Here is a 21,577-nt window from a genome sequence, read left to right on the forward strand (position 1 = left end):
TCCTCGCTGCCAGTGCTCAATGTCAGTTCTTTACTCTCAACAAAAGTTGGTTTTTTAGTGACATAGTTGATCATGCCGCCGGGTTCACCGCCGCCATAGAGTGCCGATGCCGGGCCTTTTAACACTTCAACCCGCTGCACATTAAACAGTTGCGGCACAGAAAATCCCGAATAGGGATCGCCCCTTACCCCATCATAAAAGACGTTGGCATCGTCACGGAAACCGCGAAAGGTCACGCCAGAATAACTGAACTCACTCACGCCAGCGATTGAGCGGTATAAATCGGTAATATTGCGCGCTGCTTGGTCAACGATTAACTGCTCGGTCAGCACTTGCACCGACTGCGGCAATTCCATCACATTAATCGCCGTCTTAGTGCCAACCGTTGTTTCTTTATCGACGTACATTTGCATCGCGCGGCCATGAACGGCAATTCGCTCAGGTGCAGCCAATTTAACTTGCTCATAGGCTGCAGGCTCAGTCGATGCAGGACTTGCAACGGGTGAGCTTGTAGACAAGGTCTGCTGTGGAGCCTCTTTATCGAGTACAGTTTCAGCGGCGAATGCCGACTGATGTTGAGCGAGTGCAAGTGCAATTAATGAGTAGGCGAAACGAGTCTTCACAGAATGTCCCCAGCGCGAGCGCATAAAAATGGCATAAACCAAAGGGTTTACAAATGTATTCAAACGAATTGGCCGTCATTATAAAGAATGATTTACGAATAACAGCGATTATCATTTGAATTTACATAAATGTGAAATCTGTTAGGTAAATCCCTAGCGTCAGCTCACATAATCCTTGTTGTGTTTGGTTATGACTAAAACGAAAAGAGCGTCAGTCGCACGGACCTTAGATAGAAGTTTTAATGTGGGACAAGCAAGAGACTCACAGTATCGAGCTCAATACTGGCGTGGAACCTAAGAATGAAAACAAGTTAAAGATTTAAACTATACAAAAATAAAAACCAGCGACAGTGCGCTGGTTTTTGGCGGCTCTTGAGCTGTTCTTAAGCTGATTTGACTCAGCCTATAAGGTGAATGCTTAAAAGATTGCTTCATCCAATTGTGTGAGCATTTCACTCGCCTGCTCGATTTGTTTACGCAGACTGCGACCTTGCACCGCCCAGTAAGCCATGTAGAAATCAGCAGTTTTCAATTTAGCTTGGTAAAACGCGGTTTCTTCAGTGCCCTGCTCCAGCGCCGCTAATGCCACCGCGGCACTTCTGGCCCACATCCACGCCAGTGCCGTCACCCCAAATAACTCCAAATAAGCCATTGAAGCTGCGCCAATAATGTCAGGATTAGTCGCAGCATGGGTCGCTAAATAACCACTGGCCTTTTGCAAATCACCTGCACAATCCATTAAACCACTCACATAGGGTTGCATCGCCGCATTCGTGCTATGCGACTTAATGAACTCAGTCACTAAAGCCGACCATTGCTGCATCGCCGCGCCGCGGTCGCTAAGTAACTTACGCCCCACTAAATCCAGCGCCTGAATGCCGTTAGTACCTTCATAAATCAGCGCAATACGGCTATCACGCACAAATTGCTCCATGCCCCACTCATGGATATAACCATGTCCACCAAATACTTGTTGCGCATCGACACAGGCATTAAAACCACGGTTGGTGATAAAACCTTTCACAACGGGCGTAAACAGGGCCGCTAACTGGGATGCCGCTTTCGCTTTGGCAGGATCTGTATGGCGCTCAGCTTCATCGAGCCACAAAGCTTGTTGTCCAACTAAGGCTCTTGCGCCTTCATTAAAGGCTTTTTGCGAGAGCAACATGCGGCGCACATCGCCGTGAACCAAAATCGGATCGGCGGCTTTTTCGGGTGCTTTGGCACCGCTTAAGGCGCGGCTCTGTAATCTGTCTTTGGCATAGGCTAGCGCATTTTGATAGGCAATCTCAGAGACACCCAGCCCTTGCACGCCCACGCCTAAACGCGCTTGGTTCATCATAGTAAACATGGCGCGCAGTCCTTGGTGCGGCTCGCCAACAAGCTCGCCTAGCGCAGCTTCAAACACCATCACGCAGGTGGAGTTACCGTGAATGCCCATCTTATGTTCAAGGCCACTGGCATATAAAGTGTTCGGCGCGCCTAGGCTACCATCGCTATTTACTAATACTTTAGGTACCGCAAACAGGGATATACCCTTCACGCCTTCAGGTGCATCCGGCAAGCGGGCTAAAACGAGATGCACTATGTTGTCGGTGAGTTGGTGATCGCCTGAGGAGATAAAAATCTTCTCGCCAGTGATAGCAAAAACACCTTCGGATACTGGCACGGCTTTGGTGCGTAATAAGGCTAAGTCCGTACCGGCGTGGGACTCGGTCAAATTCATGGTCCCAGTCCATTCCCCGCTGACCAGTTTACTCAAATATTTTTGCTTAAGCGCATCACTGCCGTGGGCATGAATGGCGGCATAGGCGCCATGGGTCAAACCGGGATACATGGCAAAGGCCATGTTAGTTGCCGTTTGTATCTCAGTTGCAAAAATCCCCACGACTTCTGGCAGGCCTTGGCCGCCATATTCAGGATCGCAGGTCAGTGTTGGCCAGCCATTATCAACAAACTGCCGATAGGCATTATCAAATCCTTCGGGGGTAATCACCTTGCCATCTACCAACTTACAGCCTTGCAGATCGCCGACACTATTGAGCGGCAGCATGACTTCAGTACTAAAGTCGGCCATACCTTGCAGGATCGCATCAACAAGATCTGGATCGATTTCATCGAACCCCTTGAGGGCATCTTGCTGATAAATATGTAACATTTCATTGAGGATAAATTGATAGTCGCGCAGCGGCGCTTGATAGACTGGCATAATCGCTTCCCTTTTCTTGTTAGACTGCAACTCAACTAAGTGATCTGACCACTTTGGTGCTCTGACCACTTTAGCTAAATTTGCCGAAAAAGAAAGCACCCCCAACGGCCAGCAAAGACTTTTGTTTACACAAACGAACAGCGAAACCGTAAATTGATCGCAACAAAGCCTTATGTTATCGCGGAAAACTTTGTAAGCTAACTGCCTGTTTTTCTGATATGCCAGCAGAGTTAAGGATATTGCTACTATGGGTTCTGTCACTACTAAAAAGCACGCCAACGGGCTCGATTATGTCGAAGTGAATACGGCGTTATGTCAGGCAAGAATTTTTTTGCAGGGCGCGCAAATAGACTATTTTCAACCCGTAGGAAAACCACCTTTACTGTGGGTTTCATCGGCGGACGATTATCAACCCGGTAATGGGATCCGTGGCGGTGTGCCTGTATGCTGGCCTTGGTTTGGCATGAGTAGTGAAGCGAACTTCCCCCAACACGGTTTTGCCCGTACCCGCATTTGGGCGCTGGAATCGGTAGAAATGCGTAATCAGTTAGTGGATTTACGTTTTAGCTTAAAAATCAGTGAGCAAGATAAAATTTATTGGCCGCATAACACTCAGGTCAGCGTGTTATTCACCCTAGGCGACACCCTGAGCATCAGTCTTGTGAATACCAACTTAGGCGATGAAACCGTGACGCTTACCCAAGCGCTGCACACTTATTTCCCGATTGAGGATATCCACCAACTCAAAGCGAGCGGTTTTAGTGGCTCAAAATACATCGAATTTGCTGAGGGGCCTTATCCACAAACCACGGATGAAGTGCGCTTTGATCGCGAGACAGATCGTGTCTATACCGATCTCGGCCCTGTGCAATTATTGCATACGCCGCAGGGGATAATTGAAGTCAGCCGTGAAAACAGCCAGTCAGCGGTATTATGGAATCCATGGATTGAAAAGTCACAACGCCTTGGCCGCTTTAATCCAGAAGATTATCTGACCATGGTCTGCCTAGAAGCGGCCAATGTGTTAGAAGATAAAGTCGTGCTTGCCCCAGGTGAAAGCCACAGTTTAGTGACGCATATTCGCTGGAAAGACTAACGATTTAATATCCTAGTTCTTAAAATCTAGAGCTTAAAATCTAGAGCTTAATTTCTAGTTCTAAATCCTAGCCACAAACGATACACACAAAAATGCCCTGTCCGATTTGCCAACGCAATCGGGACTGGGCATTTTTATCAGTGCAAAATCTAAGTTTTATAAGCTTATTTCGCCGATTTCTCGAGGCGCGCTAACAGGCTAGACGTATCCCAACGGTTACCGCCCATGCCCTGTACTTCTGAATAGAATTGATCGACTAACGCGGTTAATGGCAAGTGTGAACCATTGCGGCGAGCTTCTTCTAAGGCGATGCCTAAATCTTTACGCATCCAATCGACGGCAAAACCAAAATCATAGCTTTGGCCCCACATCGTCTTGTAGCGATTTTCCATTTGCCAGCTTTGCGCCGCGCCTTTGCTAATCACTTCAATGACTTTCTCGCCATCGAGTCCTGCCTTGCGCGCAAACTGTAATGCTTCAGCTAAACCTTGCACCACGCCCGCGATACAGATTTGGTTCACCATCTTAGTTAACTGACCTGCACCAACCTCACCTAAACGCTCGGCGCAGCGGGCAAAGGCTTCAATCACAGGTTTAACACGGGCAAACACAGCTTCATCGCCGCCAACCATCACAGTCAAGGCGCCATTTTCGGCGCCCGCTTGACCGCCCGACACAGGCGCATCGAGGAAATCAATGCCCTTTTCCGCTAACACTTGATGAAGCTCACGAGCGACATCGGCCGAAGCCGTAGTATGGTCAACCAGCACTGCGCCCTTTTTCATCCCATGAATAACGCCATCACTGCCTAATACCACTTCACGCAGATCGTTATCATTGCCCACGCAAGTAAACACAATATCTTGACCCTCTGCCGCTTCCTTTGGCGTTGGGCAGCAGCGTCCGCCATAGGTGTCGACCCAAGTTTGTGCCTTGGCAAAAGTGCGATTATAAACAGTGACCTCATGGCCTTTGTTCAATAAATGCCTCGCCATGGGATATCCCATTACGCCTAAACCAATAAATGCGACTTTTGCCATGAAGTGATCCTCAAATAGGTAAACAAGGTGAATCAAGTAGAAATTGCTGAATCGAGTTGTATTTCGTCTGCCCAATATGTTACCGCTAAACCCTCAACAACAAATACTAATAAAGTGCCAGTAAGTGTTTCAATCTATGGGTTCAATTACGGATGTTTATTTAGGGAAATAGGCAGTGAAAAATAATGGCGGCAGTTTAGCATTCATCCCGCATAGCGTCAGGTTGAAATCGGACCGACAGGCAAACGCACTTTTCGGCAGAGACAACAAAGGCGCCTTAAGCGCCTTTGTTGATTTAATTTATGGGGCTATTTCACCACATGGGCTTCCATTTCAGCGCCAATCTTTTTACGCATTTCCATCAAGCGCAGCGCAGAATCGCGCAAATGAATATCATGTTCAGTTTGCGGTATCCACTCAGGCACTGGCGTAGGCTGGCCATGTTCATCAACAGCCACCATGATCACAATACAGTGGGTAGTGAGATGACGTTCAGAGACTTTAGGATCGCCGGCCCGCACATCGATACCGATATGCATAGAAGTTTTCCCCGTATAAATCACCTTAGCGCTGACTTCGACTATGTTGCCCACTAAAATGGGTTGCACAAAACGAATCCCGCCCGCATAGGCAGTAATACAATATTTACCGCTCCAACCCGCTGCACAGGCATAGGCCGCGAGATCGATCCACTTCATCACAGCGCCACCGTGGACCTTACCACCAAAATTTACATCCGCAGGCTCTGACAAAAATCTCAGGGTGCTTTGTCTATCGATACCAGCCATATAACCTCAACTTATTCAGCCACTGTGGCTCAATGTCTTCGTGCAATAAGCTGAGTTTACGATAGAAATCCCCAATAGCGTAAAGATAATTACGATTGGCCTCGCCAAAGAATTCGATTTAACCAAAGTGACTAATAAGCACGCAGCAAAGCAGTAAACTCGGCAAGGCTAAACGGTAAAGCCATAGCTGTAGCGCGCTGCTGACAAAGCGAGTGACCTTTGCAAAAGTGTACACACCTAAGCCAAGCATGAAGAAACCTAGCACTTCGAGACCCGAGGACATATTGCTGTCGCCACCAACATTAATCGCCGTCACCAATAAGGCAAACCAGACGACCACGTAAGCGGCTATTGCTAAGGTAAAAGTCTTGATCCCTATGTCCATGTTAGGATGCCAAACTTTAAATTCACCGCGGATCAATTCGGTCAGATTGGCCGTTAATGCGCCGATGAGGGGGACAAGCGGGATCACCGCAGGGTTTAACATGACACACTCCATCAAGATTAAATATATCTGTCATTATCTGTGGCCAATAGAATTAAACAAGCTTGATGAACAAAGGTTAACGTCATGGATATCAGGTAGTTAGAAAGTGATTCTTATCACAATAAAGGCGTAAAATAATGCTACTCAATTCACAATCTCAATGGATTTTATCCATAAGAAATGCGCCCTCAGGCGCATTTCTTCACTGTTTTTTTGCACTATCAATGCAAGTTTTACACTTTCTTAAACAGTAATGAACCGTTAGTCCCACCAAAACCGAAGGAATTACACAGAGCGTAATCCATCTTCACGTCACGGGCAGTATGAGCAACAAAGTCTAAATCACAACCTTCATCTGGATTATCCAAATTGATGGTTGGCGGAACAGCTTGGTCGCGCAGTGCTAGTAAGGTGAAAATCGCTTCAACTGCACCTGCAGCACCTAAGAGGTGACCCGTCATCGATTTAGTCGAGCTAACCAGTACTTTATAGGCGTGATCGCCAAATACAGACTTAACCGCTGCCGCTTCCGCTTTATCACCCGCAGGCGTTGACGTACCGTGGGCGTTGATATAGCCAATTTGCTCCAGTGATAACTTAGCGTCATTAATGGCATTGACCATAGCCGCAGCAGCGCCAGCACCGTCGCTTGGAGGCGATGTCATGTGGAAAGCATCACCGCTCATACCAAAACCGACTAACTCGCCGTAAATGGTCGCACCGCGCGCTTTAGCGTGTTCGTACTCTTCCATCACCATCACACCCGCACCGTCACCGATCACAAAACCATCACGGTCTTTATCCCATGGACGACTTGCCGCAGTCGGATCGTCATTGCGTGTCGATAATGCTTTCGCAGCACCAAAACCTGCCACGCCTAAAGGAGAAGTGACATCCTCAGCACCGCCCGCAACCATCACGTCTGCATCGCCATAGGCAATGGTACGCGCCGCAAAACCGATATTGTGCACGCCCGTAGTACAAGCGGTCGTCACGGCGAAATTGGGTCCTTTCATGCCAAACATGATCGACAAGTGGCCCGAAATCATATTGATGATAGTGCTAGGTACAAAGAAAGGAGAAACCTTACGCGGGCCACCATTCATCAATGCGCTGTGGTTTTGTTCAATTAACCACATACCGCCCATACCTGCACCAATAGCAGTACCGACACGACCTGGGTTTTCTTTGCTCATATCCAGACCTGAGTCTTGGATAGCTTGAATGCCAGCCGCCATACCGTATTGAATAAAGAGGTCCATCTTACGGGCATCTTTTTTCGTTAAGTATTGCTCAATATCGAAATCTTTTACTGAACCACTGAAACGAGTGGTAAATTCACTGGCATCAAATTTGGTTATCGGTGCAATACCACTCTTACCCGAAAGCAAAGCCTTCCAAGTAGTATCGACAGTATTGCCCACTGGAGTTACTAACCCCAAACCGGTTACCACTACACGACGTTTAGACACGGCAGTCACCTTTAAATGCTAAATTTTTTAGTTCTGATAGATAAAACAAGGCTTTCTATCATTAGACAATTTCTTAAATAACTTTATTTAGAAAAATTCGCCAATCTGCGGCGAGCAGCTCGTGGATAACAATTAAAACACGATCCAGAGACGATTGAATGGCACAGAGGCAGAATTTGACGGGGGTAAAACAAAAACAGGCGGCAAAAATGCCGCCTGTCTTCAAGAATTCAGAATTACTGATTCTTAGAAACGTAGTCGATCGCTGCTTGAACAGTAGTGATCTTTTCAGCTTCTTCATCAGGGATCTCGGTATCAAACTCTTCTTCCAGAGCCATAACCAACTCAACAGTGTCCAGAGAATCTGCACCCAGATCGTCAACGAAAGATGCCGCTGGCTTAACGTCTTCTTCTTTAACGCCCAGTTGCTCTACAATGATTTTCTTTACACGTTCTTCGATGTTGCTCATTAGTTTTCTTTCCTATTCAAATTACGCACTTGCGTAAGATTGCGAGTAGTTTATTAGATTTGGCTGACAATGCAAGCTTAGTTTTCGTGGTCTAACCACGAAATTTCACTATCAATTGATACAGATCACTACTCAGTTGCGACAGAAATCCCTGCCATTCGCCCTTAAACCATGTACATGCCGCCATTCACATGCAAAGTTTCGCCTGTGATGTAAGCGGCTGAGTCCGAGGCCAAGAAGAGCACTGCGTTCGCAATTTCTTGCGCTTGCCCTAATCGTTCCATCGGAACCTGTGACATGATAGCTTTTTGCTGCTCTTCGGTCAGCTCATCTGTCATATCGGTCTGGATAAATCCAGGAGCGATAGCATTAACTGTAATTTGACGAGATGCAACCTCTCTTGCAAGAGATTTTGTAAATCCAATCAAACCCGCCTTTGCTGCCGAGTAGTTAACTTGACCTGCATTGCCCATGGTGCCTACCACTGAACCGATATTGATGATTCGGCCAAAGCGCTTTTTCATCATGGTACGCATCACAGGTTTTGATAGTCTAAATAACGATGTCAGGTTAGTGTCGATAATATCCTGCCATTCATCATCTTTCATCCGCATCAGCAGATTATCACGGGTTATACCCGCGTTGTTGACTAGAATATCAACATCACCGGCTTTTTCTTTGATCGAGGCGAATAAATGTGTAACAGATTCACTATCTGTGACATTAAGCACTAAACCAAAACCTTTGTCACCCAGATATTCTTGGATCGCCGCAGCGCCCTTCTCACTGGTTGCGGTTCCAATAACAACGGCACCGGCTTCGACCAGTGTCTCAGCGATCGCACGGCCAATACCGCGGCTCGCACCAGTCACCAAAGCCACTTTGCCTGTTAAATTCAGGTTGAAACTCATATAAACTCCTTACTCAGTTAATGCTGCTAATGAAGCTACATCATTAACCGCTTGGGCTGATAGTGATTTATTAATTCGTTTTGCTAATCCTGTCAATACTTTACCAGGACCACATTCCACCAGTTGGGTAATGCCTTTTTGGGCCATTAGCTCAACAGTTTCGCTCCAGCGGACAGGACAATATAACTGACGTACTAATGCATCTTTAATGTCATCAGCAGAGGTGGGTGATGCCACATCAACGTTGTTAATCACAGTAATCGTTGGGGCATTAAACTGTACATCATTTAATGCCACGGCCAATTTATCCGCCGCAGGTTTCATTAATGCGCAGTGTGATGGCACGCTGACAGGTAACGCTACCGCCATTTTAGCACCCGCAGCTTTACAAGCCGCTGCTGCACGCTCAACCGCGTCTTTTTGACCCGCGATAACCACTTGACCAGGGCTGTTGAAGTTAACTGGGCTCACCACGTCGCCTTGAGCCGCTTCGGCACAAGCATTCGCAATACCCTCGTTATCTAAACCGATAATGGCATACATGGCGCCTGTGCCAGCAGGAACCGCTTGCTGCATCAGTTGACCGCGTAACTCCACCAACTTAATCGCGTCTTTAAAATCCATGACTCCGGCGCACACTAAAGCAGAATACTCGCCTAAGCTGTGGCCTGCCAACATGGCTGGCATAGCTTTGCCTGAAGCCACATAGGCACGCCAAATCGCCACACTCGCCGCTAATAGGGCTGGCTGGGTTTTATCGGTTTCATTTAAGCTTTCAACAGGACCTTGCTGAACCAATGCCCACAAGTCATAACCTAAGACGTCACTCGCCTCGGCAAAGGTTTGCCCGACAACGGCGTGTGATTCGGCAAGCTCGGCTAACATGCCTAGGGCTTGTGAACCTTGGCCTGGAAATACAAAAGCAACATTTTCCATATTCAAATTACCTATGGCTAACTTAATTTATTGAAAAATCATGTGGAAAACACATGTAGAACTTAGAAGCGGATAAGCGCACTACCCCACGCAAAACCAGCACCAAAGGCCTCAAGCAGCAGTAGTTGTCCACGCTGAATCCGGCCATCACGCACGGCTTCATCTAATGCGATGGGCACAGATGCAGCTGAGGTATTACCGTGTTTAGCTAAGGTCAATACGACTTTATCAAGACTCATATCGAGCTTTTTGGCGGTAGCATTGATAATACGGAAGTTAGCTTGATGTGGCACTAACCAATCAATTTCTGACTTATCGATATTGTTGATGCGCAGCGTCTCAGTCACAACATGGGACAATTGAGTCACAGCTACTTTAAAGACATCGTTACCTTTCATGGTCATAAAGCCGACCGCTTCAGAGGTTTCGCCTTGGCGTGGTGGGAAAGCGCATTTCAATAAGTCGCCTTGGCGACCATCGGCATAAATGTGGGTAGAAATGATCCCTGGCGTTTCAGATGCACCAATCACAACGGCGCCCGCACCATCACCAAATAAAATAATCGTTGAACGATCTTCTGGCTCACATAGGCGAGACAGCACATCGGCACCAATCACTAAGACTTTTTTAGCCGCGCCCGTTTTAACAAATTGGTCGGCAACAGATAAAGCATAAACAAAGCCTGAACAAGCCGCTGCGATGTCGAATGCTGGAATGGTATGCACGCCAAGCATGGCTTGGATTTCACAGGCCGCAGCCGGAAAAGCATTTGGTGCACTGGTGGTGCCGCAAACGATCATGTCTAAATCTGATGCTTCTATGCCAGCCATTTCCAGCGCTTTGAGTGCCGCTTGGTAGCCCATAGTTGAAACGGTTTCATCGAAGGCCGCAATGCGACGTTCTGATATACCTGTACGTTCAACAATCCATTGGTCAGTGGTTTCCACCATTTTTTCCAAATCTTGATTGCTACGCACCTGCACTGGCAGATAACTACCAGTTCCGAGAATTTTTGTATGCATAAGGAGGGATCAGTTATTTATATCTAAAAGAATCGACTCCAAACGATCTTTTATCATTTCAGGGAGTCGACGTTGAGCTTCCGTTACTGCCAAACTAATTGCTTGTAAATAGGCAGTTTCATCCGCGTTTCCATGGCTTTTTACAACTATTCCGCGCAATCCTATCAGACTTGCACCGTTATAGTGGTCGGGGTTCATCTGACTAAGGACCGCCTGAATACGTGGGGCGATAAGTTTAGCCAGAAAACGAACAAATAAACCTTGGGTTAGTCCCCGTTTTAACTGATGTACCAATAATTTGGCAATGCCTTCAGAGGTTTTAAGCGTGATGTTACCCACAAACCCATCACAAACAATGACATCCACATTACCGGAGTAGATTTCATCCCCTTCGATAAAACCCGTGTAATTGATTTGTTCTGTGTGTTGCAGTAACTGCGCCGCTTGCTGAACTTGATCGTTACCTTTAATCTCTTCAATGCCCACATTGAGCAAAGCGACTTTTGGCCGAGATTTCTTATCTACCGCTTCGCACAGGACTGAGCCCATCACAGCAAATTGAAATAAGGTTTCCGAGTCACAGGAAATATTCGCGCCCAAATCCAACAAATAAACCGGTTTTTGAGTCACCGCAGGTAAACAACTGACTAAGGCGGGACGGTCAACGCCAGGCAAGGTCTTTAGCAACACTTTCGCCATTGCCATCAGCGCACCCGTGTTACCGGCACTCACACACGCTTGCGCGCGGTCGTCACGCACTAACTCAATCGCCAATCGCATGGAACTGTTTTTACGTGTACGCAAAGCATGCACAGGTCGATCGGACATACTAACGACTTCATCGGTATGAATGATTTCTATGCGTGAAAGTAGATTTGCTTCGGTTTGACGTAGATAGACATCAATTTCAGTCTTGTCACCGACTAAAATGATTTTAAGAAAAGAATGTAATTTTAGTGCCCGCAAGGCTGCAGGCACCGTGACGTGGGGGCCATGATCACCACCCATTGCATCTAACGCAAGCGTCAGATTCGTCATTAGGAAACCAACAAATTACTTGTTGATTACCTTTTTACCGCGATAGAAGCCATCTGCAGTCACATTGTGACGCATATGGATTTCACCGCTGGTAGCGTCTACAGACAGCTGAGCAGTGCTCAGTGCGTCATGTGAACGGCGCATTCCGCGCTTTGAACGTGATTTTTTGTTCTGTTGTACAGCCATTGGCCTGTCTCCTAGATTACTTGCTCTTCAGTTTTTCTAACACTGCAAACGGATTTGGACGCTCCTCATGAGCGGGTTCGATCTCGCCTACAACCATGTCTTTAGATCCTGCACTGCAATCAATTTCTTGATGCATTGGGATTATCGGCATAGCGACTATCAATTCATCTTCGATCAATTGATGTAGACGCACTTCGCCAATTTCATTGCACTCAATTGGGTCATACGCATCCGGGAGCTCATCGATTTCTGCCTTAGTCCGACATGGACCAAAACAAAACTCGACCGTAACCTCAGTGGTAAATAGTGTCATGCAACGTTGACATATCAGAGTGAGCTCCGTCACAGCCTTCCCTTTCAGGTAGACTATCCCCTGTAAATCTACGCCACATTCAAGCGACACTGCCACATCGGAACAGTCGCCGGCACATAACTCATTTAATCTTTTCAATTGCTGCCCAGGCACTATCCCCTGATAAGAGGAGCAGCTCGAGGCGGCGCGGATAGGATCAATTGAAACCGGTATCTTTACTGTTTGCATAAGGCGCGCATATTATAGTTTGAAAACGCTAGAGTCAAAGAAAAATTACTAACTTAAGTCCCAGTTTGCGACTTAAGCCTTTCTCCAGCCCCAACATTGAAATTGACGGAAGCGAAATATTACCCAAGCACGAGGTCGCATACAAGCATAAGCCGACTAAAATAGCCGCATTCGCTGAAAAGAAACCGTAAAAGACAAAATTCTTGCACTCTCTCGCGCAGATTGGTCACAATATGAGTCACTCTTTTGCGGATACCCCATTATGCCAACCCGATTGATATTAGCTTCGACCTCTGTATACCGACAATCTTTACTGCAGAAACTCGGTCTTCCCTTCGAATGCTGTAATCCTGATATTGACGAAACAGCGTATATCGATGAATCGGCCCATGCCTTAGTGCTTCGATTAGCCCAAGCAAAAGCCGTCGCAGGTGCAGAACAATTCCCCGAGGGGCTGATTATTGGCTCCGATCAAGTTGCCGTCATTGATGGCAAGATTATTGGTAAGCCACATCATTTTGACAATGCCGTCGCGCAGCTCACCCAAGCCTCTGGTAAAACCATCACCTTTTATACGGGTCTTGCACTTTACAACGCCGAAACGGGCGCCATGGCCGCCGAGGTTGAACCCTTTACGGTGCATTTCAGGCATCTTAGCCATGCGCAAATTGTCGCCTACGTAGAAAAAGAACAGCCCTATTATTGCGCGGGCAGTTTTAAGAGCGAAGGCTTAGGTATCGCGTTATTTACTGAGCTTGAAGGTCGCGATCCTAATACCTTGGTTGGCTTACCACTGATTTTACTGACAGAAATGCTGTTGGCCCAAGGGGTAGACGTTCTCACTTAATGGGCATAAACATTTGCTTATTCGTTTGCTGAAGCTTTGCTCAGCGAACTCTGTTTATTAAATCGAGTAAGCGCACCAATAAATGCCGAGCAGCAGATTCGTTTTATTGACGAGAAGATAGGACGTAAATAAAGGTAACTAGGAAGTACTCATGCCTAGCGGCATGTATTGCCGCTTCAGCACTAAATAGCAATGCTAGAGGTATTGCAGCAATTGCGCAGGTGAATCAATCAAGGCAATAGGTTTCGCCCGCAGCAGCGTTTCGGCACTGTGAGCGCCATAGGTCACACCAACGCTATCAATACCTGCATTGGCCGCCATGGTTAAATCCAGCAGAGAATCACCCACCATTAAAGCTCTGCTCGGTGCAATATTCAATTCTTTCAGTAAGCTTGAGATCATTTCAGGATGGGGTTTACTGTGCACTTCATCGGCGCAGCGTGACGCAACAAAGTATCGACCTAAGCCCGTTTGCTCAAAAACGCGATCAAGTCCCGCACGAGCCTTACCGGTTGCAACGGCTAATTGATAACCTTGAGTATGTAACTCGTCAATTAAAAGGGGCGCTTGTGCAAAGAGCGGTGTTGGCGTGGCGTCTAAATGCAAATATTGCGCTTTAAACTCGGCGCGCATCTGCTGATATTGATCATCTTTGCCTTGACCAAATGCATTTTTAGGATGTTGAGGCTGAGAATATACAGAAGAAGCGCTGAGATTGAGTCCCTGAGGAAACAGGACTCGCAGCGCTTCTGTCATAGAAAGACCGATAATATCGCGAATATCGCTTTCGCTTGGGATAGGTAACTGCAATGCCCTAGCCATATTTTCAATACAAGTGATAATTTTACCGATGGAATCCATCAGAGTGCCATCCCAATCGAAAATCACTAAATCGTATTGCTTTATCTTCATCCTTGAAACCTATCCCTGTTAATTACGCACGCTTTAACTTATCGAGTAATTGCGACAAATTTTCATCTAAAGGCGCAGAGACCCGCATCACTTCATCATTTTCTGGATGAATAAACATCAACTCAGCCGCATGTAAAAAGAGTCGAGTTAAGCCTAATGAACGCATGCTGTCATCAAACCCTTGCTCGCTGTATTTATCATCACAGGCGATAGGATGACCCGCAAATTGGCAATGCACCCGAATTTGGTGAGTCCGCCCAGTGACAGGGCTTGCCTTCACAAGCGTACAACCTTGGTAACGCTGCATAATTTTAAAGCGCGTTTCTGAAGGTTTCCCTTCCGCATTAACACGTACAATGCGTTCACCGGATTTAAGGGTGATTTTTAATAAAGGCTGTTTAACGGCTTTATCTTGTGCTGACCATTCACCTTTCACTAAAGCCAAATAGTCTTTCTGCATCTTTTTATATCGAAGCTGATCATGCAGATGTTTAAGCGCACTACGTTTTTTCGCCACCAACAACACACCCGAAGTATCTTTATCGAGACGATGTACTAACTCTAAAAACTTCTGTTGAGGGCGCAGCGAACGCAGGGCTTCAATCACACCGTAATCGACACCACTACCGCCATGCACAGCAATGCCTGCAGGTTTATTCAACACGATCAAATGATTGTCTTCGTGCAGAATACGGTCTTCGAGTTGCGAAACTTTGCTTAAGTTCGCCGATGGCGCGGTACGATTATCTGGCTCTGCCACTCGGACAGGGGGAATACGTACTATGTCACCAATCTGCAACTTATACTCGGGTTTGATGCGTTTCTTATTTACTCGAACTTCGCCCTTGCGGACAATCCGATAGATCATGCTTTTCGGCACGCCCTTCAGCTTGGTCATTAAGTAGTTATCGATACGCTGTTCGAAGTGATCTTCATCAATCGTGATCAACTGAACCTGTTGTGGGGTGGATTCTATATTCATGATGCGCCATCTAATTATAACGGTCGCCATTGTACAACAACTGAGAAGAATTGTGCCTTTCCATTGCTGAATTTTTTGATTATTGCTATATTTCACCAGCGATTAGGGATAAGCCGTGAATAAAGTGTTCACAACGCCCTGATCCCAAGCGGAAAATTTAACGGATAAAAAAACACTTTCCTGATAGCAAGTCATTGATTTGCAAATCGTATAATAAGTAAAAATACCACAAATGCGTTTTTTACGATTAAATCGAGAAAGTCGCCTTACTTTAATAAGGTTTACCCTAGATTTTCCTCCCCGATTTCGAAGGATATTTTAACTTGTCGTCAGACAAACCGATTCGACTTGGGCATTACCGGAAAGAAACTAAAGAATTTATGGGGTTGGTTGATGTTTTACAACGAATTCCTTGTTTTTGTAATCATTAAAAAATAAGCCATAAATAGGATGCGACACGCAGCGACTGCGTCTAACAGCAATGCGCACCTCTTGCCTAGCCACCAGCCGTGAGGCTCAGTTGACCTACTGCTAGGCCCGTAATGCAGCGAAGCGCGATGTTTGATGACCTCTATTTAAAGAAGAATGACGTCATCATGAAACGTATGTTAATCAATGCAACTCAATCAGAAGAGTTGCGTGTTGCCCTTGTTGATGGGCAACAACTTTATGATCTAGATATTGAAAGTCCAGGTCATGAGCAAAAAAAATCAAACATTTACAAAGGTAAAATTACCCGCGTAGAACCGTCTTTAGAAGCCGCTTTCGTTGACTACGGTGCCGATCGTCACGGCTTTTTACCGCTAAAAGAAATCGCCAGAGAATATTTCCCGAAAGGGTATTCATTTCAAGGTCGCCCAAATATCAAAGAAGTGGTCAGTGAAGGACAGGAAGTTATTGTCCAAATTGACAAAGAAGAACGCGGCAATAAAGGCGCAGCCTTAACGACCTTCATCAGCCTTGCAGGCTCTTACTTAGTATTAATGCCAAACAACCCACGTGCAGGCGGGATTTCTCGTCGCATCGAAGGTGATGAGCGTACTGAGTTAAAAGAAGCAATGGCCGATTTAGAAGTGCCAGCGGGCATGGGGCTTATCGTTCGTACTGCCGGTGTAGGCAAAGAATCAGCCGAATTAAAGTGGGACTTAAAAGTTCTGCAACACCACTGGGCTGCTATCACCGAAGCTTCACAAGTTAAAGGCGCTCCTTTCTTAATTCATCAAGAAAGCAACGTGATTGTGCGCGCTATTCGTGACTATTTACGTCGTGATGTAGGCGAGATCCTCATCGACCACCCACGTATTTACGAAGAAGCTAAGCAACATATCGCCTTAGTTCGCCCAGATTTCGTCGAGCGCGTAAAACTTTACGAAGCCGAAGTGCCATTATTTACTCACTTCCAAATTGAATCGCAAATCGAATCCGCTTTCCAACGCGAAGTGCGTCTGCCATCTGGTGGGTCGATTGTTATCGACCCAACGGAAGCCTTAACCTCAATCGATATCAACTCTGCCCGTGCCACTAAAGGCGGCGATATTGAAGAGACTGCGCTGAACACTAACCTTGAAGCCGCCGATGAAATTGCCCGTCAATTACGTCTACGTGACTTAGGTGGATTAGTGGTGATCGACTTTATCGATATGACGCCTGTGCGCCATCAGCGTGAAGTTGAAAACCGCTTACGTGATGCAGTTCACCACGACCGTGCCCGTGTGCAATTAGGCCGTATTTCTCGTTTCGGTTTGATGGAAATGTCGCGTCAACGTCTACGCCCATCACTCGAAGAATCAGCGGCACACATCTGCCCTCGCTGTCATGGCCAAGGCACAATTCGCAGTACTGAGTCTTTAGCACTGTCGATTTTACGTTTGATGGAAGAAGAAGCCATCAAAGAAAACACCTCGCAAATCGAAGCCATTGTACCTGTCGATGTGGCGGCATTCTTGTTAAACGAGAAACGCAAAGCCATTCGCATCACAGAGCAACGTCACGATGTCGAAGTATATGTGATACCTGATGCGCACATGATGACGCCAGATTATCGCGTGATCCGTCACCGTAGTGATGATGAAATCAGCGAATCGAGCTATAAGCGTATCGAACAGCCTGAAGCTAAATTGTATGAGCCACGTAAACTGGAACGTACCGCAGCGCCTATTCCGGCATTAAAAGGGTTTGCCGCGCCACAGAAAGTGGAACAAGCCCCATCACCAACGGTGAAAGTTGAAGCGCCACAACCAGGTTTCTTCAGCAAGCTTGTGAGTGCAATCAGTGCTATGTTTGCACCAAGCGAAAAAGCAGAACCCGTAAAAGTTGTTGAAACTAAAACAACCGATACCAGTGCAGCTAACGCTAACCGCCGTAACCGTCGCAACGATACTCGCCGCCCACGTAATGCCCAAGATGCCGACAAAGCAAAAGAAGGCACTCGTGAGCCACGCAGCCGTAATTCGAAAAAACCGGCCGATGCAGCGGTAAATACAAGCGCTCAAGAACGTCCTGTTCGTGAGAAAGAAGAAACTAAACGTCCAGCGCGATCCGAACCTAAGCCACGTGTACAAGCACCAAAAGACGTGGTTGCTGACGTAGAAGCCGATGCACCTAAGCAAGAAGTCGCCCGTGAACGTCGTCAACGTCGTAACATGCGCCGTAAGGTGCGTATCGATAATGGCCATAACACGCCAGATAATGCTATTCCAATTGCACCAGAAGATGCCGCTGAAGTATTAGCTGAGATTGCTGCCGTTAACGCCGCGGCGGCGAGCACTATCAGTGTTGACACTAAAACTGAAGTTGTCCAAGCACCAACTGAAACAAAAGCACCAAGAACACGTCGTCAGCCTCGTAAAGAAACGGCACCTGTTCAAGAAGCGCCAGAAAATATTGCAGTAGAAGAAAAAGCGATAATTTCTACAGAAACTGAAGCCCCAGCAGTTGAGCCAGTGATAACAGCTGAACAAACTGAAGTGGTTACAGCTGATGTTACAGCACCTATGGATGCGATATCGCAAGATAACGACGCAATTGATACTGAAAGCGAAACTGCTGATGATCAAGCAAAACGCGAGCAAAGAGATGGTCAACGTCGTAGCCGTCGAAGCCCGCGTCACCTTCGTGCAGCGGGTCAACGCCGTCGTCGCGACGAAGATGACCAAGGTACATCAACGCCAGCGCAATTCATCCCTAACGATGAATTGGGTGCTGACCAAGAGTATCCAAGCGAAGTCGCCAGTGTCCGTGTAGAAGCGCCAGTTGTTGCGACTAAAACAGATGCAGTGACTGAAACTCAAGTAACTGCTAAGTCCGTTGAAGTAGAAACAGCACAAGCTAGCGAAGCACCTGTTGTTGAAGCTCCTGCAGTCGTTAAAGCTGAGGCGAAAGTTGAAACGCCAGCAAGTGACGTTGCATCAGTCGAAACTCAGCAAGTTGAGACTAAAGCCACTGAAGCGGATGCGCCAAAAACGGTTGAAGTGAAAATTGACGTTGCACCAGTCGTTGAAGCTCCAGTAGCCAGCGTTGCAGTAGAAACCGAAGTGGGTAACGCCCCTGTAGTTGAAAGCCCAGCGGTTACACCAGCTGCGGCTAAAGTTGAAGTGGCTAAGACTGAAACTGCTGTAGAGCCAAGCGTTGCACCAAGTGTTGAAGTTAAAGAAGCGATTAAAGCTGCAGCCTCTGCTCCAATGGCAAAACCTGCTGCTATCGCTAAGCCTCAAGCAACAGTGCAAGTGGCCCCAACGACAGTGAATCCGCAAATCACTGACGCCCTTGTAGTCAACAAGCCGAAAGCCGCAAGCCGTTTTGGTTCTATGGTGTCTTCGGATATGACCAAGCCTGTAGTTGAAGTGAGAGAGCAAGTGGCAGTGCCTAAAGGACGCGAGTATGAGAATACTGCAACCGAAGAGCCTACCGCCAAAATTAAACTCACTAACGGTGCTGAGTCGGATATGGCTCGTCCATAACCACTTTAGTTAGTCAGAAAAGCCATGCGATTGCGTGGCTTTTTTATTTCTATCGTAAAACTCACACTATATTTAAGGTTTAGCTCAATCCATTTTTTTGTTAGTATTCGCGCCTTATTTTTATCCACACAACAACTTAATAACAGAGGTTCAATGTTTGATCTCATTCGCCACAAAACGTCTAGCCATAAAGCCGATGTGCTTTCAGGGCTAACAGTTGCACTTGCGCTTATTCCTGAAGCGGTCGCATTTGCCTTTGTCGCCCATGTAGAGCCTATGGTTGGACTTTATGCCGCCTTTATTATGGGGCTAATAACGGCACTGATTGGTGGCCGTCCTGGAATGATTTCGGGTGCGACGGGCGCTATGGCCGTTGTCATGGTGTCTTTGGTCGTTGAGCACGGTGTCCAATATTTATTTGCTGCCGTGGTCTTAGCGGGACTTATCCAGATCTCTGCTGGCGTGTGTAAACTCGGTAAATTCATTCGCATAGTGCCCTATCCCGTCATGATTGGCTTTGTGAATGGTCTAGCGATTGTAATTTTCCTCGCCCAGTTAGGTCAGTTTAAAGTTAAGGATGCCAGCGGAAATCTAGTCTGGCTGCCCCAAGAACCATTAATGTTGATGTTAGGTTTAGTGGCTCTGACGATGGCCATTATTTATTTTCTGCCTAAGATCACCACAGCAGTCCCTTCATCATTAGCCGCAATCCTCACTGTGACGGCACTTGTCGTAGGACTCGATCTGGATACTCGTAACGTACTCGATTTCCTCAAAACCATGAGTGGTAACGACAATGCGACCATAGCAGGTTCATTACCTAGCTTTGCGATTCCCTCTGTGCCTTTTAATCTTGAAACCTTATATATCATCCTGCCCTATTCCTGCATCTTGGCGGCAGTCGGTCTTATCGAATCTCTGCTAACGCTGACTGTGATAGATGAGATGACCAATACCCGTGGCCGCAGCAACAAAGAATGCGTCGGCCAAGGCCTTGGAAACATCACCAGCGGTTTCTTCGGCGCTATGGGTGGTTGTGCCATGATAGGTCAATCTATGATTAACATTAACTCGGGTGGACGCGGCCGATTATCAGGAATTACAGCTGCAGTCGCCCTGCTTGCCTTTATCTTATTTGGCGCTTCATTTATTGAGATTATTCCACTTGCGGCGCTGGTTGGAGTGATGTTTATCGTTGTGCTCGGCACCTTTGAATGGGCAAGCTTTAAGTTTATGGGCAAGGTCCCGAAACACGATGCCTTCGTTATCGTGCTAGTGACAACGGTAACCGTATTTACCGATCTAGCATTTGCGGTATTTGTCGGTGTCATCGTTTCAGCCTTAGTCTTTGCCTGGGAACATGCCAAGCATATCAATGTGACTGAAGAGCAGAACAATCAAGGCTGGAAAGTCTACAAACTCAATGGTCCATTGTTTTTCGGCTCAATCGCAAACTTCCTCGAATTATTTGACCCAGCAAAAGATCCTCAAGATGTGGTTATCGACTTTAAGAACTCTCGAGTTGCCGATCACTCCGCATTAGAAGCAATAGACACGCTCGCTGAGCGTTATGGCAATGCTGGTAAGAAGTTACACTTGATCCACTTGAGCGCTGACTGTAAAGCCCTACTGCATAAAGCGGGTGATCTCGTCGAAGTGAATCAACTCGATGATCCTCACTATAAAGTGGCCGATGATAAGCTGGATTCATAACCTAAGTTTCAACAATAAGTGCTAGCTTATATATGAAATACCAAAGCCTGAATCGCAATGTTCAGGCTTTTTTATTACCATTGTCCCGTCCTGAAATATGTTGACATAAAGAGGACTTCTTTATGACAACATCAATTAACTCAAGCCGTAAGCGCACACAACGAGATTACACCTTAGCCTTTAAATTAGGCGTTGTAGAGCGTGTTGAAAAAGGCGAAATGACGCACAAACAAGCCCAAGCTCGTTTTGGTATTCAAGGCCGTTCAACCGTACTCGTTTGGCTTAGAAAACATGGTAGACTCGATTGGTCGAAACCTTTTCAGCATCCCCTTATGCCTAAGTCAA

General features: G+C 46.7%; 19 protein-coding genes and 1 pseudogene. 5 read left to right on the top strand and 15 right to left on the bottom strand.

Annotation, left to right across the window (positions count from 1 at the left end):
* Both Q4Q50_RS21525 and Q4Q50_RS21530 read right to left on the bottom strand, forming a co-directional pair.
* The coding region (locus Q4Q50_RS21525) for a TonB-dependent siderophore receptor (RefSeq protein ID WP_311901079.1) at positions 1 to 647 on the bottom strand (647 nt) is incomplete at its 3' end.
* Between the two features lie 394 nt (positions 648 to 1,041).
* Positions 1,042 to 2,832: an acyl-CoA dehydrogenase C-terminal domain-containing protein gene (locus Q4Q50_RS21530; RefSeq protein ID WP_006087461.1), complete on the bottom strand. Its 1,791-nt coding sequence runs from the start codon at positions 2,830 to 2,832 to the stop codon at positions 1,042 to 1,044.
* A 247-nt stretch (positions 2,833 to 3,079) separates the two neighbouring features.
* Here Q4Q50_RS21530 and Q4Q50_RS21535 point away from each other — a divergent pair, with 247 nt between their 5' ends.
* Positions 3,080 to 3,928 (top strand): D-hexose-6-phosphate mutarotase, encoded by an 849-nt coding sequence (locus Q4Q50_RS21535; protein WP_012088892.1) that lies wholly within the window; start codon positions 3,080 to 3,082, stop codon positions 3,926 to 3,928.
* Positions 3,929 to 4,092: 164 nt separating this feature from the next.
* Here Q4Q50_RS21535 and Q4Q50_RS21540 read toward each other — a convergent pair whose 3' ends face one another.
* The 11 genes from Q4Q50_RS21540 to yceD form a co-directional block, all read right to left on the bottom strand.
* Positions 4,093 to 4,968: an NAD(P)-dependent oxidoreductase gene (locus Q4Q50_RS21540; RefSeq protein WP_012088891.1), complete on the bottom strand. Its 876-nt coding sequence runs from the start codon at positions 4,966 to 4,968 to the stop codon at positions 4,093 to 4,095.
* 308 nt (positions 4,969 to 5,276) lie between these two features.
* Positions 5,277 to 5,756 (bottom strand): acyl-CoA thioesterase, encoded by a 480-nt coding sequence (locus Q4Q50_RS21545; RefSeq protein ID WP_006087464.1) that lies wholly within the window; start codon positions 5,754 to 5,756, stop codon positions 5,277 to 5,279.
* A 118-nt stretch (positions 5,757 to 5,874) separates the two neighbouring features.
* The gene (locus tag Q4Q50_RS21550) at positions 5,875 to 6,243 is read right to left on the bottom strand and encodes a hypothetical protein (RefSeq protein ID WP_311901068.1); all 369 of its coding nucleotides are present in this window, start codon (positions 6,241 to 6,243) and stop codon (positions 5,875 to 5,877) included.
* Between the two features lie 233 nt (positions 6,244 to 6,476).
* Positions 6,477 to 7,715 carry a beta-ketoacyl-ACP synthase II gene (fabF, locus tag Q4Q50_RS21555; protein ID WP_311901069.1) on the bottom strand — a complete coding sequence of 413 codons (1,239 nt, stop codon included), beginning with the start codon at positions 7,713 to 7,715 and terminating at the stop codon, positions 6,477 to 6,479.
* A gap of 236 nt (positions 7,716 to 7,951) precedes the next feature.
* Positions 7,952 to 8,185 (bottom strand): acyl carrier protein, encoded by a 234-nt coding sequence (gene acpP / locus Q4Q50_RS21560; protein ID WP_006081231.1) that lies wholly within the window; start codon positions 8,183 to 8,185, stop codon positions 7,952 to 7,954.
* A gap of 164 nt (positions 8,186 to 8,349) precedes the next feature.
* Complete coding sequence (gene fabG / locus Q4Q50_RS21565; RefSeq protein ID WP_006081230.1) at positions 8,350 to 9,096, bottom strand: 3-oxoacyl-ACP reductase FabG; 747 nt, start codon at positions 9,094 to 9,096, stop codon at positions 8,350 to 8,352.
* A 9-nt stretch (positions 9,097 to 9,105) separates the two neighbouring features.
* Complete coding sequence (fabD, locus tag Q4Q50_RS21570) at positions 9,106 to 10,032, bottom strand: ACP S-malonyltransferase (protein ID WP_311901070.1); 927 nt, start codon at positions 10,030 to 10,032, stop codon at positions 9,106 to 9,108.
* Positions 10,033 to 10,094: 62 nt separating this feature from the next.
* Positions 10,095 to 11,054, bottom strand: a complete 960-nt coding sequence (locus Q4Q50_RS21575; protein WP_006081228.1) for a beta-ketoacyl-ACP synthase III — start codon at positions 11,052 to 11,054, stop codon at positions 10,095 to 10,097.
* A 9-nt stretch (positions 11,055 to 11,063) separates the two neighbouring features.
* On the bottom strand, positions 11,064 to 12,092 hold the full coding sequence (gene plsX / locus Q4Q50_RS21580) for a phosphate acyltransferase PlsX (RefSeq protein WP_220592683.1): 1,029 nt from the start codon (positions 12,090 to 12,092) through the stop codon (positions 11,064 to 11,066).
* A 15-nt stretch (positions 12,093 to 12,107) separates the two neighbouring features.
* Positions 12,108 to 12,278: a 50S ribosomal protein L32 gene (gene rpmF / locus Q4Q50_RS21585; protein ID WP_006081226.1), complete on the bottom strand. Its 171-nt coding sequence runs from the start codon at positions 12,276 to 12,278 to the stop codon at positions 12,108 to 12,110.
* A 16-nt stretch (positions 12,279 to 12,294) separates the two neighbouring features.
* On the bottom strand, positions 12,295 to 12,819 hold the full coding sequence (gene yceD, locus Q4Q50_RS21590) for a 23S rRNA accumulation protein YceD (protein ID WP_311901071.1): 525 nt from the start codon (positions 12,817 to 12,819) through the stop codon (positions 12,295 to 12,297).
* Positions 12,820 to 13,081: 262 nt separating this feature from the next.
* Between yceD and Q4Q50_RS21595 the strand changes: the two genes are divergently transcribed.
* A complete protein-coding gene (locus Q4Q50_RS21595; protein WP_311901072.1) occupies positions 13,082 to 13,666 on the top strand; it encodes a Maf family protein in 585 nt (194 codons plus the stop codon).
* 195 nt (positions 13,667 to 13,861) lie between these two features.
* Here Q4Q50_RS21595 and Q4Q50_RS21600 read toward each other — a convergent pair whose 3' ends face one another.
* Together Q4Q50_RS21600 and rluC are read right to left on the bottom strand one after the other, a co-directional pair.
* Positions 13,862 to 14,578 (bottom strand): HAD family hydrolase, encoded by a 717-nt coding sequence (locus Q4Q50_RS21600; protein WP_311901073.1) that lies wholly within the window; start codon positions 14,576 to 14,578, stop codon positions 13,862 to 13,864.
* Between the two features lie 22 nt (positions 14,579 to 14,600).
* A complete protein-coding gene (gene rluC, locus Q4Q50_RS21605) occupies positions 14,601 to 15,560 on the bottom strand; it encodes a 23S rRNA pseudouridine(955/2504/2580) synthase RluC (protein ID WP_049821723.1) in 960 nt (319 codons plus the stop codon).
* A 542-nt stretch (positions 15,561 to 16,102) separates the two neighbouring features.
* Between rluC and rne the strand changes: the two genes are divergently transcribed.
* From rne to Q4Q50_RS21620, 3 genes and pseudogenes are all read left to right on the top strand, one after another.
* Entirely contained in the window at positions 16,103 to 19,519 is a 3,417-nt protein-coding gene (gene rne / locus Q4Q50_RS21610) for a ribonuclease E (protein WP_311901076.1), read from the top strand.
* A gap of 153 nt (positions 19,520 to 19,672) precedes the next feature.
* On the top strand, positions 19,673 to 21,232 hold the full coding sequence (locus tag Q4Q50_RS21615) for a SulP family inorganic anion transporter (RefSeq protein ID WP_220592678.1): 1,560 nt from the start codon (positions 19,673 to 19,675) through the stop codon (positions 21,230 to 21,232).
* A 122-nt stretch (positions 21,233 to 21,354) separates the two neighbouring features.
* Positions 21,355 to 21,577: pseudogene (locus tag Q4Q50_RS21620) on the top strand (IS3 family transposase); the annotation flags it as partial.

The sequence above is a fragment of the Shewanella scandinavica genome, assembly GCF_031932065.1.
Lineage (GTDB): Bacteria > Pseudomonadota > Gammaproteobacteria > Enterobacterales > Shewanellaceae > Shewanella > Shewanella baltica.

Coding starts and splice junctions, on each gene's coding strand:
- Q4Q50_RS21615 (WP_220592678.1), top strand. CDS start 19,673: ATGTTTGATCTCATTCGCCACAAAACGTCTAGCCATAAAGCCGATGTG.
- Q4Q50_RS21530 (WP_006087461.1), bottom strand. CDS start 2,832: ATGCCAGTCTATCAAGCGCCGCTGCGCGACTATCAATTTATCCTCAAT.
- rpmF (WP_006081226.1), bottom strand. CDS start 12,278: ATGGCTGTACAACAGAACAAAAAATCACGTTCAAAGCGCGGAATGCGC.
- rne (WP_311901076.1), top strand. CDS start 16,103: ATGCAGCGAAGCGCGATGTTTGATGACCTCTATTTAAAGAAGAATGAC.
- acpP (WP_006081231.1), bottom strand. CDS start 8,185: ATGAGCAACATCGAAGAACGTGTAAAGAAAATCATTGTAGAGCAACTG.
- Q4Q50_RS21535 (WP_012088892.1), top strand. CDS start 3,080: ATGGGTTCTGTCACTACTAAAAAGCACGCCAACGGGCTCGATTATGTC.
- Q4Q50_RS21600 (WP_311901073.1), bottom strand. CDS start 14,578: ATGAAGATAAAGCAATACGATTTAGTGATTTTCGATTGGGATGGCACT.
- fabG (WP_006081230.1), bottom strand. CDS start 9,096: ATGAGTTTCAACCTGAATTTAACAGGCAAAGTGGCTTTGGTGACTGGT.
- Q4Q50_RS21595 (WP_311901072.1), top strand. CDS start 13,082: ATGCCAACCCGATTGATATTAGCTTCGACCTCTGTATACCGACAATCT.
- plsX (WP_220592683.1), bottom strand. CDS start 12,092: ATGACGAATCTGACGCTTGCGTTAGATGCAATGGGTGGTGATCATGGC.
- Q4Q50_RS21550 (WP_311901068.1), bottom strand. CDS start 6,243: ATGTTAAACCCTGCGGTGATCCCGCTTGTCCCCCTCATCGGCGCATTA.
- Q4Q50_RS21575 (WP_006081228.1), bottom strand. CDS start 11,054: ATGCATACAAAAATTCTCGGAACTGGTAGTTATCTGCCAGTGCAGGTG.
- rluC (WP_049821723.1), bottom strand. CDS start 15,560: ATGAATATAGAATCCACCCCACAACAGGTTCAGTTGATCACGATTGAT.
- yceD (WP_311901071.1), bottom strand. CDS start 12,819: ATGCAAACAGTAAAGATACCGGTTTCAATTGATCCTATCCGCGCCGCC.
- Q4Q50_RS21540 (WP_012088891.1), bottom strand. CDS start 4,968: ATGGCAAAAGTCGCATTTATTGGTTTAGGCGTAATGGGATATCCCATG.
- Q4Q50_RS21545 (WP_006087464.1), bottom strand. CDS start 5,756: ATGGCTGGTATCGATAGACAAAGCACCCTGAGATTTTTGTCAGAGCCT.
- fabD (WP_311901070.1), bottom strand. CDS start 10,032: ATGGAAAATGTTGCTTTTGTATTTCCAGGCCAAGGTTCACAAGCCCTA.